Annotated in this window: 8 protein-coding genes; 4 read left to right on the top strand and 4 right to left on the bottom strand. The window is 55.6% G+C overall.

The window, feature by feature from the left end; translation table 11 throughout:
• Positions 1-9: 9 nt before the first annotated feature.
• Positions 10-147, bottom strand: coding sequence for a hypothetical protein (locus ACSZO1_RS13270; protein WP_437613271.1), 138 nt, complete (start codon positions 145-147; stop codon positions 10-12).
• Between the two features lie 102 nt (positions 148-249).
• Between ACSZO1_RS13270 and ACSZO1_RS13265 the strand changes: the two genes are divergently transcribed.
• Entirely contained in the window at positions 250-897 is a 648-nt protein-coding gene (locus ACSZO1_RS13265) for a metallophosphoesterase (RefSeq protein ID WP_437613270.1), read from the top strand.
• Positions 898-900: 3 nt separating this feature from the next.
• Here the strand turns inward: ACSZO1_RS13265 and rsmF are convergent, their stop codons facing one another.
• The 3 genes from rsmF to yebS all read right to left on the bottom strand — a co-directional run bounded on the left by rsmF (position 901) and on the right by yebS (position 6,430).
• Positions 901-2,337 carry a 16S rRNA (cytosine(1407)-C(5))-methyltransferase RsmF gene (gene rsmF / locus ACSZO1_RS13260; RefSeq protein WP_437613268.1) on the bottom strand — a complete coding sequence of 479 codons (1,437 nt, stop codon included), beginning with the start codon at positions 2,335-2,337 and terminating at the stop codon, positions 901-903.
• A gap of 246 nt (positions 2,338-2,583) precedes the next feature.
• The gene (locus ACSZO1_RS13255) at positions 2,584-5,217 is read right to left on the bottom strand and encodes an MlaD family protein (protein ID WP_437613266.1); all 2,634 of its coding nucleotides are present in this window, start codon (positions 5,215-5,217) and stop codon (positions 2,584-2,586) included.
• A complete protein-coding gene (gene yebS / locus ACSZO1_RS13250) occupies positions 5,186-6,430 on the bottom strand; it encodes a membrane integrity lipid transport subunit YebS (RefSeq protein WP_437613265.1) in 1,245 nt (414 codons plus the stop codon). The genes ACSZO1_RS13255 and yebS overlap by 32 nt, the downstream gene beginning before the upstream one ends.
• Positions 6,431-6,684: 254 nt before the next feature.
• Here yebS and ACSZO1_RS13245 point away from each other — a divergent pair, with 254 nt between their 5' ends.
• The 3 genes from ACSZO1_RS13245 to prc all read left to right on the top strand — a co-directional run bounded on the left by ACSZO1_RS13245 (position 6,685) and on the right by prc (position 10,042).
• On the top strand, positions 6,685-7,185 hold the full coding sequence (locus ACSZO1_RS13245) for a GAF domain-containing protein (RefSeq protein ID WP_437613263.1): 501 nt from the start codon (positions 6,685-6,687) through the stop codon (positions 7,183-7,185).
• Between the two features lie 96 nt (positions 7,186-7,281).
• Complete coding sequence (gene proQ / locus ACSZO1_RS13240; protein ID WP_437613261.1) at positions 7,282-7,977, top strand: RNA chaperone ProQ; 696 nt, start codon at positions 7,282-7,284, stop codon at positions 7,975-7,977.
• A gap of 19 nt (positions 7,978-7,996) precedes the next feature.
• Positions 7,997-10,042, top strand: coding sequence for a carboxy terminal-processing peptidase (prc, locus tag ACSZO1_RS13235; protein ID WP_437613259.1), 2,046 nt, complete (start codon positions 7,997-7,999; stop codon positions 10,040-10,042).
• Positions 10,043-10,150: the final 108 nt, after the last annotated feature.

Genomic DNA, 10,150 nt, shown 5'->3' with positions numbered 1-10,150 from the left:
ACAGCTCAGCTAAGGTAAGGCTAATACAGCTAAGGACTCCACTGAACCCCACCGATTAAATCGCACCTTCCCTAACACTTCCAGCAGCAACAGGCTGCCGGTAAATATCAGCACGATGGTCAGAATAAATTGTTTACGATCGTCCATCCCGCTCTCCCCCTCGGCACATTATCTGCGGTTGCTATACTTTAAGAGTTTTCTATTAAACAAAGTATCAATACCGCAGATATCGCGGCGCAGGGTGGCGATATGATTTATCAATATCTTGATGGTGAAAACTGGCGACATATCTATCTGGTGGGCGATCTGCATGGCTGCCGTGCGCTGCTGGACCAGCAGTTGTTAAACCGTCATTTCGACACAGAACAGGATTTGCTGATTTCCGTTGGCGATCTGATTGACCGCGGGCCGGACAGCCTGGCCTGTCTGACGCTGCTGAAAGAGCCGTGGTTTCGCTGTGTGATGGGTAATCACGAGGCGATGGCACTGGCGGCCGTCAATGCGGGCGATCGCGATCTGTGGGTGATGAATGGCGGCGACTGGTATTACCGCCTGCGCGATGATGAATTGCATGCGGCGCAGGAGGCGTTGCAGCTGTGCCGGGATCTGCCGCTGATTTTACAGCTGATGCTGGAAGACCGTACGGTGGTGGTGGCGCATGCCGACTATCCTGCCGACCACTATGCCTGGGGCCAGCAGGTGAATACCCACCGGGTGGTGTGGGGGCGTGAGCGAGTCAGCCAGTTGCAGCAGGGGCAGGGCGCCACCATCAGTGGCGCAGATGATTTCTACTTCGGCCACACGCCGCTGCAGTCACCTTTACACGCGTTTAACCAGCACTTTATCGATACCGGCGCAGTATTTGGCAATAAACTGACGCTGGTGCAGCTGCAGTAAGCGTTATGCTTTAAACAATTTACCGTCGCGTACCAGCTCACGGGGGTAGTTGTTTTTCAGGCGATTACTGACTTTTTTGGCCAGCCCAATGGGCTGCTGTTGCCAGGTCACAATCACCTCATCGCGCGGTAATGCCGCCTGTGGATAGATGTCACGACCGCGATACCACTCTTCCGCTTCCTCTTCCGTCAGCGCCACACTGTTTGCCGCTGTGGGGCAGGCAAGCGCGACAACGGCCTCATGCTGCCAGCGATAGCCTTTCGGAAAGGTTTCCGCCAGTTTGAGACCAATGCGTGAGAAGCGCACACGGCCAAGCAGCGGCTCGATAGTGGCCGGGAACAGCCACAGTTCTTTATCCCGTTGCCACAGGTTCAGTGACGCATCCCACTCCAGCCCGGACTGACGCGCGGCGGCGCTGATCTCATCACTCAGTTTACGGCTGAGTGGTGAGAAGGGCAGTTTGCCCACTTTATAGCCCGGTTTTTCCATTGGCGGTACTGACGCAGTTTTGCGCAGTCGGGCGACAAAGAACCCTTCGCTGTCAAAAATCTGCGGGAAGACATGCAGATAACCTTCCGCTGTCAGTGCTCGTTCTGCACCCGCAAACAGCCCGTCAAGCGGCAGCACTTCAACGGCCGCGGGATAACGTGCCAGTAACCACGCCACCACCTGCTGATTCTCTATCTGGTTCAGCGTGCAGGTGGAGTAGATCAATGTGCCGCCGGGCTTCAGCGCATGGAATGCGCTGTCGATCAGATCACGCTGGGTGGCGGCAATTTCCTGAGTGCTTTCGGGTGTCCAGTTGCGCAGGGCATCGCTGTCTTTGCGGATGACGCCTTCACCGGAGCAGGGGGCATCCAGCAGAATGGCGTCAAAACACTCCGGTAATGCCGGACCAAATACCCGGCCGTCGAAATGGGTCAGCGCGGTATTGCTGACGCCGCAGCGACTGAGGTTGGCATGCAATACTTTTACCCGGCTGGCGGAATATTCATTGGCGAGAATCGCCCCCTGATTGCCCATTTTTGCTGCCATTTGCGTGGTTTTCGACCCCGGAGCAGCCGCGACATCCATCACGCAGTGCGCCTCGGGTGCGGCATCAAACAGGGCACTGACCGGCAGCATGGAGCTGGCTTCTTGAATATAGAACAGGCCACTCAGGTGCTCTGCTGTACTGCCAAGCGGCAGATCGTCAGCGTCTTCGCGTGCGATCCAGAACCCTTCCTCACACCATGGAATGGGCGTCAGCGCCCAGTTGTAAGGTTCAACCTGCCGCAGAAAATCGTCAACGCTGATTTTTAGGGTGTTAACGCGCAAACTGCGGCGCAGCGGCTGCTGGCTGATAGCGATAAACGCGTCAAAAGCAGCGCTGTCGGGCAGCGTTTCGCACATCGCGGAGAGAAAAGAGTCAGGGAAAAAGACGCGGGAAGAGTGAGCCACTGCGGGATACCGTTACAGAAAATAAGACGGCAAGTGTAACACAATGCTGTGGCGACGGAAAAAGGCGGTGTGGTTTTCGACCCGGAGATCGCACAGGGAACGCGGTCAGATCGGAAAGTCGCTGTTCGTCATCCTGACCGCTCGGCCCGCGCCGTCCATGGCGCGGGACGCTTTCCTCTTCAGCCCGCGTCCCCTGTGCTTTGCGCTACGGTGTTGCCTTTTAGAAAGTCACACCGAGCCTGATGATCACTGCGGAATTGCCGTACCCCAGTTGCGCCACTCTTTCGGCTCTTCATCCAGCAACAGGAAGTGTTTGCCCGGCGTGGCCTGTGGCGCCAGCGGCACGGTTGGTGGTGTGGCGAACTGAATACCGCCGCGAATAAATTGCTGAAGGGTGCCGGTTTTCACCACGCCACCGATCAGACCAAATTCGAGGTTATAACCGGATGCCAGCCAGAACACCGAGTTATTACGCACCAGATGCTGATACTTTTTGCTGACACGCAGCGTGATCTGTACGCGATCCGCCATGCTGCCAAGATAGGTGCCGGTCACCGTACCCACCTCAATACCGCGGAACAGCACCGGTGTTCCCACCGCCAGCGTGCCACCTTCCGGCGCATCCACCACAATATTCAGACCGTCAAGGTAGCGCGAATCGGTGATCGTCGCTTCCTGCAGCTCAAAGTTACGGCTGGCGCGTCCTTTCCCCGGGTCGACATTAATATAGGGTTGCAGCAGGGTATCAAGATGCTCCACGCCCGTGACCGAAATCTGTGGCGTGACCACCGAGAAGCGGCTGCCTAGTCGGGCGAAGTCATCAACATATTCCGGGTACAGCACCGCTTTGGCGATCACCTGATTTTTATCCTGGCTCAGCGCCAGTGACTCCAGCTGGCCGATATTAATGCCGAGATAGCGAATCGGCATGCCTGCGGAGAGTTTGCTGGCATCGTAGGTGTGCAGAGCGATCTGACTGCCCACCGCGCGCGCCGCCGTTTCTGAGCTATACAGCACGCGTTTAGCATCTGTACTGACCCCTGTACCTGCCCCGGTGAGATTATCGAAGCTGATGGCACCTTTAATGGCTCGGTTGAGCGGCGATGCCTGTACCGTCAGGCCGCTGCCATTCAGCTGCACACGTGCGCCACCTTCCGCCCAGAAGACGCTGTTGGCGGTCAGCAGTTTGCGGTACTCCGGCTTGATATGGACGGCGACATCAAACGCACTGGCCTTCGGCGTCACATCGACAATTTCACCCACCTGGAATTTGCGGTACAGCACCACCGACCCCGGCTGAATATCCGGCAGGCTGTTAGCGGTAAGCATAATGGTGGTCGGTGGATGATCACTGGTAATGCCTTCCGCCGCTTTTTCACTGTCGGCATACAGCGGATAGCTCTCTTTTACGGCACCTTTCGCGCCCGGTTCGAGGCGAATGCCACCATCCACCCATTCACGCGCACTGGCACCGAGCACCTGCATACCATCAATGCCGAATCTGACATCGAGGCGGCTGTTGATAATAAATTTGCTGTCGCCATGCACCAGTTCGCGGTACTCCGGTGCGATGGCAATGGCAAAATTAACCCCTTTCGCGTCCAGCGTGCGCTTCAGTACCTGGCCAATTTTGATGCCGTGCAACACCACCGGCTGGCCGCCGTCGATGCCATAGCTCTCCGGCGCGGTGAGTCTGACGGTCAGCACATTCGGTTGCTGCAGCAGCGACTCGTTGCTTTCCAGCACCTGGAAGTGATTCTGCGGTTCACCTTCGCCCGGGATCAGCTCCAGTGTGTTGCCGGTCAGCAGGCTGCTGAGGCTGGTATCGGTCAGGCTCACTTTCGGGCTGCGCATTTCAATCCGTGTGCCCTGGCGCATCAGGCTGACGACCGACGGGTCAATCGTTAACTCACCGCTGACTTTACCATCGGTTTGCAGGGTCAGGCGGGTGAGCGTACCGACTTCCAGCCCCTGATACAGCAACGGCGTGCTGCCTTGTTTCAGGTTTTTGCCGCTGGGCAGATCCAGCGTGATTTGCACGCCGCGCTGACTGTGCGCCAGATCCGGATACAGGGTGTAATTCTGTTCTGAGTTCGCCTGGGCAGAATCATTTGGCGAGTCAAACGCAATCGCGCCATTCACCAGCGCCGCAAGGCTTTCCAGTTCCACTTTCGCGCCGCTGAGGCCAACGTCGGCTTTCACACCGGACACGTTCCAGAAACGGCTCTCTTTTTTCACCAGATTGGTAAAGCGGCGCTCAATCAGCACATCGACGGTGACACCCTGGTTATTCGGGTTAATGCTGTAATCATAAACACGGCCGACCGGGATTTTGCGGAAATAGACCAGTGAGCCGCTGTTCAGCGAGCCGAGGTCAGGGGTATGCAGATGGATCAGCATCTCGCCGGTATTGACGCGATATTTCGGCTGAGTATCCAGTGCGGTAAAGTTTTCCCGCGGCTCACCTTTGCCCGGCATCATGCCGATATAGTTACCGCCGACCAGCGCATCCAGCCCGGAAACGCCCGCCAGTGACGCTTTCGGCGTCACCAGCCAGAACTGTGTCTCGTCACGCAGCGCATCGGTCATATCACTTTTGATGCTGGCCTTAATTTTAATGGTGCGCAGGTCGTCGGTCATGCTGATGCCCTGCACCATGCCCACTTCCACCCCCTGATAACGAATCGGCGTGCGCCCTGGCACAATGCCATCGGCGGAAACGAAATCGATGGTGATAGTGGTGCCGCGCTCCTGGTAATTGGTCCACAGCAGCCAGCCGGCAATCAGCAATGCAATCAGTGGCAGCAGCCAGAAAGGGGAGATTCGGCGCTTGTTTCTGACCCGGGCGTTAGTCGGTGTAGTCGGCGTTTGCTGTTGCATGTGCATCCCAAAGTAAACGGCTATCCAGCCACTCAACGGCGAGGATAGTCAGAATGACCGCCGAGCCAAAATAGAAGGCTGCCGGTCCCATAGTAAAAGCGAGCAGTTGATCACGGTTGACCAGTGACATGGTCAGGGCAATCACAAACAGATCAAGCATTGACCAGCGTCCCACCCACTGTATCGCGCGCAACAGGCGGATACGGGTTCTCAGGCCCTGCTGGCATTTGAAGTGAATACTGAGCAGCAGCGTCAGCATTACGATGACTTTGGTAAACGGCACAAGAATACTGGCGATAAACACCACCGCCGCGACCGGAATATTGCCGCTGGCCAGCGACAGGATGCCGGAAAAGATGGTGTCTTCTTTGCGTGAACCATTGAGGTAAATAATCGAAATCGGCAGCAGATTCGCGGGCAGCAGCAGCACAATGGAGGCGATCAGCGCCGCCCAGCTTTTTTGCAGGCTGTGACGGCGGCGCAGGCGCAGTGGCGTATGGCAGCGCGGGCAGCGGCCACGGTCGTCCGCGACACCGGTATGGTGGCAGTTGAGGCATACCTGCAGTTCGTCTGGCGGAACGCGGCGGGCCTCCTGTGGGTAGAAACGCTGCCACAGCTGCTCGACATTAATATGGATCAGCGTCAGCAGGCTCAGTACCGTCAGAACGCAGTAGGCGATTAAGCCATTGCCCAGTTGCAGTTCAGCATAATCCTGTACCTTGATGGCGGCGACGGCGATACCGACCAGATAGATATCCAGCATCACCCACTCTTTGAGCCGGTCCAGCATCAGCAACACCGGGCGTAAATTCATTCCCAGCTGATGGCCAAAAAACAGGTAAATAATCGCCGCCACCAGCGTGACCGGCGCGCCAATGGTGCAGAACGCCACCATTGAGGCCGTAATCACATTGCCCTGTTCGGCCATCTGCAAAATACCGCCCAGCAGGCTGGCGCTGATATTGACACCGAGCAGATGGATGTCGACCAGCGACATGCCGAAGGCAAATGGCATCAGCAACATCATGGTCACCGCCATGGCCGTCAGACGCGTCATTGACCAGTCGCGGCCATTAATAATTTTTGCATTACAGCGCGGACAATGTGCAGATTGCCAGGATTTCACATCCGGTAAGGAAAAAAGGGTATCGCATTGCGGACAACGCTGATAACGTTCCTGAGGCAAAGCATGGCTGATGGCGTGTATTTTCATATGCGAATAATGCGTTGCCCGTCTGATGCAAATAATAAGCAGGGATTGTTATCAATATGGCTGTGCTACATTGCTACGCTCTCGTCAGGCGATAAGCATGCTGACGATAACCGTTGCGGAGCAAAGCAGATCTAAAAGATCGTTAGGTTATCGTAACTAACAGCATGATTCATCTTGTCGCACAGGGCAAATAGTGCTTATTTTTAACGGTAGTGCGCGAATGATGCCGTTTAACAGTTTTTAATGGTTAATAAATGAACAAACAAGAGTTTTATACCGACCTCAACCGTGATTTACGTGCGTTAATTGCCGGAGAAACCAGCTTTCTGGCGGCAATGGGCAATTGTAGCGCGCTTTTATATGAACGTCTTGAGGGGGTTAACTGGGCGGGCTTCTACCTGCTGACGGAAGCGAACACACTGGTGCTGGGCCCGTTCCAGGGCAAGATCGCCTGTGTGCGCATTCCGGTGGGTAAAGGTGTCTGCGGCACTGCGGTGGCCACACGTGAGATCCAGCGTGTTGACGATGTGCACGCATTCCCCGGCCATATTGCCTGTGACGCCGCCAGCAACGCGGAAATCGTGCTGCCGCTGGTGGTCAATGGCGAGATAATCGGTGTACTGGATATCGACAGCACCGTCTACAATCGCTTTGACAGCGAAGATGAGATGGGTCTGAAAAACCTTACCGACGGGCTGTGTGAAGTGCTGGCTGGCAGCGACGTGGAAAAATTTATTCGCATGAATCGCACCTAAAGCGCTGGATCACGTAGCATTTGCCGACTGGCTCATTATAATGTCGCCTGTTCATGCCTGCGCTGGTTGGCAAACCCGTTGTAATCAGGAAATTTCATGGAAAATCAACCTAAGTTGAATAGCAGTAAAGAAGTCATCGCCTTTCTGGCTGAGCGTTTTCCTCACTGCTTTAGCGCCGAAGGTGAAGCACGTCCGCTCAAAATCGGTATCTTTCAGGATTTAGTCGATCGCGTGCAGGGCGAAATGAGTCTGAGTAAAACTCAGCTGCGTTCCGCACTGCGCCTGTATACGTCCAGCTGGCGTTACCTTTACGGTATTAAAGCAGGCGCGACGCGTGTCGACCTCGATGGCAATGCCTGTGGTGTGCTGGACGAACAGCACGTCGAGCATGCGCGTAAGCAGCTTGAAGAAGCGAAAGCGCGCGTTCAGGCGCAGCGCGAGCAGCAGCAGGCGAAAAAACGTGAAGCCGGTGAAGAGAACGCCGCCCCACGTCGCCCGCGTAAACCTGCCGTGCGCAAACCGGCAGCGGAAGGTGAGCAACAGCCGCGTAAACCGCGTCCGAAAGCTGCCCGTCCTGCTCAGCCGCAGGAGCGCGCCGCCGCCGAATCCCGTCAGCCGCACAGCAAACCGGTTACCGATACCTCGGCGTTGCAGGTTGGCCAGAGCATTAAAGTCAAGGCAGGTAAAAGTGCAATGGACGCTACCATTCTGGAAATTTCCAAAGATGGCGTTCGTGTGCAGCTGGCTTCCGGCCTGGCAATGATCGTACGCGCAGAACATTTGCAGTTCTGAAACGGAGGCCATCCAGGGCATGAACAAACTCTTTAGTACCACTCTTCTTGCGGGCCTGCTTCTGGCAGGCCCCGCATTCGCGGTAGAAAATATTACCCGCGCTGACCAGATTCCTCAGCTGCATCAGGAAGCGCAACACGCCACGGTCAGCGAACGTGTCACATCCCGTTTTACCCGTTCTCACTATCGCCAGTTCAGTCTGGATCAGGATTTTTCGGCGAAAATTTTTGATCGCTACCTGAATCTGCTGGACTACAGCCATAACGTGCTGCTGGCGTCGGATGTCGCGCAATATGCCGACAAGAAGACCACGCTGGGCGAAGAGTTCAAATCCGGTCAGTTGCCGGTATTTTACGATTTATATAACCTGGCGCAGAAACGCCGCTTCGAACGCTATCAGTACGCATTGTCAGTACTGAATAAGCCGATGAACTTTAGCGGCAACGACACCATCGACCTCGACCGCGCCAAAGCGCCATGGCCGAAAACGGTGGCGGAGCTGAATGCGTTATGGGATGCCAAGGTTAAATATGACCAGCTGAGCCTTAAGCTCACGGGCAAAGAAGATAAAGAGATCCGCGAGATCCTCACCAAACGTTATCAGTTCGCGATTCGCCGTCTGGCGCAAAGCAACAGCGAGGACGTGTTCCAGCTGGCGATGACGGCGTTTGCGCACGAGATCGATCCGCACACCAACTATCTGTCACCACGTAACACCGAACAGTTTAATACCGAGATGAGCCTGTCTCTCGAAGGTATCGGCGCGGTGCTGCAGATGGATGACGACTACACCGTAATCAACTCGATGGTTGCGGGTGGCCCAGCGGCGAAGAGCAAAGCGCTGACCGTGGGTGACCGCATCGTCGGTGTCGGCCAGCCGAATAAGCCGATGGTGGACGTGATTGGCTGGCGTCTGGATGACGTCGTGGCACAGATTAAAGGGCCGAAAGGCAGTAAAGTGCGTCTCGAAATCCTGCCGGCAGGTAAGGGCACCAAAACCCGTACGGTGACGTTGACGCGTGAGAAAATTCGCCTCGAAGACCGCGCGGTGAAAATGTCAGTGAAAGACGTCGGCAAAGATAAAGTCGGCGTGCTGGATATTCCTGGCTTCTATGTTGGCCTGACCGATGACGTCAAAGCCCAGCTGCAGAAACTGCAGAAACAGAATGTCACCAGCATCGTGATTGACCTGCGTACCAATGGCGGTGGCGCGTTAACCGAAGCAGTATCGCTTTCCGGCCTGTTTATTCCGAGCGGCCCGGTGGTGCAGGTGCGTGACAACAACGGCAAAGTGCGTGAAGACAGCGACAATGACGGCATTGTTTACTATAAAGGCCCGTTAGTGGTGCTGGTGGACCGCTTTAGCGCCTCGGCGTCGGAAATCTTTGCCGCAGCAATGCAGGATTATGGCCGTGCGCTGATTGTCGGCGAGCCGACCTTCGGTAAAGGTACGGTGCAGCAGTACCGTTCACTGAACCGGATTTACGATCAGATGCTGCGTCCGGAATGGCCGGCGCTGGGCTCTGTCCAGTACACCATTCAGAAGTTCTACCGTATCAACGGTGGCAGTACCCAGCGTAAAGGCGTGACGCCAGACCTGCTGATGCCAACCGGTGTTGAAGCGGTGGAAACCGGCGAGAAGTTTGAAGATAACGCACTGCCATGGGACAGCATCAATGCTGCAACCTATGTCAAAACCGGCGACCTGAAACCGCTGGAGCCGCAGCTGATGAAAGATCACCAGGCGCGTATCGATCAGGATATGGAGTTCCAGTACATCATCAAGGATATCGCCCGCTTTAACGCGATGAAAGATAAGCGCAATACCGTGTCGCTCAATCTGGCGCAGCGTGAGAAAGAGAGCCATGAGGATGATGCCTTACGCCTGGAGCGCATCAATGCGCGCCTGAAAGCGGAAGGAAAGAAACCGCTGGCGAAACTCGACGATCTGCCGAAAGACTACAAAGAGCCAGACCCGTATCTGGATGAAACGGTGAAAATCGCCAATGACCTAGCGACGCTGGAAAGCAGGCAACCTGCCACCCAGACCACCGCAAGTAAATGACAATTAAGGCACTGCGCAGGCAGTGCCTTTTTTTCTTCTGCGCAACAATTCCGCAAACTCCCCAGTTAAAATGCGACAAAATGTAAAGTTATGTCTTTTTAGACACTT

Origin of the sequence: Erwinia sp. V71 (assembly GCF_965644245.1) — a bacterium.
Classification (GTDB): Bacteria; Pseudomonadota; Gammaproteobacteria; order Enterobacterales; family Enterobacteriaceae; genus Erwinia.
Note: the sequence above shows the minus strand (reverse complement) of the source record. Positions and strands in the feature narration are given on the sequence as shown.

Excerpts from the sequence above, each read along its gene's own strand:
- ACSZO1_RS13270 (WP_437613271.1), bottom strand. The coding sequence starts at position 147 with ATGGACGATCGTAAACAATTTATTCTGACCATCGTGCTGATATTTACC.
- ACSZO1_RS13265 (WP_437613270.1), top strand. The coding sequence starts at position 250 with ATGATTTATCAATATCTTGATGGTGAAAACTGGCGACATATCTATCTG.
- ACSZO1_RS13255 (WP_437613266.1), bottom strand. The coding sequence starts at position 5,217 with ATGCAACAGCAAACGCCGACTACACCGACTAACGCCCGGGTCAGAAAC.
- yebS (WP_437613265.1), bottom strand. The coding sequence starts at position 6,430 with ATGAAAATACACGCCATCAGCCATGCTTTGCCTCAGGAACGTTATCAG.
- ACSZO1_RS13245 (WP_437613263.1), top strand. The coding sequence starts at position 6,685 with ATGAACAAACAAGAGTTTTATACCGACCTCAACCGTGATTTACGTGCG.
- proQ (WP_437613261.1), top strand. The coding sequence starts at position 7,282 with ATGGAAAATCAACCTAAGTTGAATAGCAGTAAAGAAGTCATCGCCTTT.
- prc (WP_437613259.1), top strand. The coding sequence starts at position 7,997 with ATGAACAAACTCTTTAGTACCACTCTTCTTGCGGGCCTGCTTCTGGCA.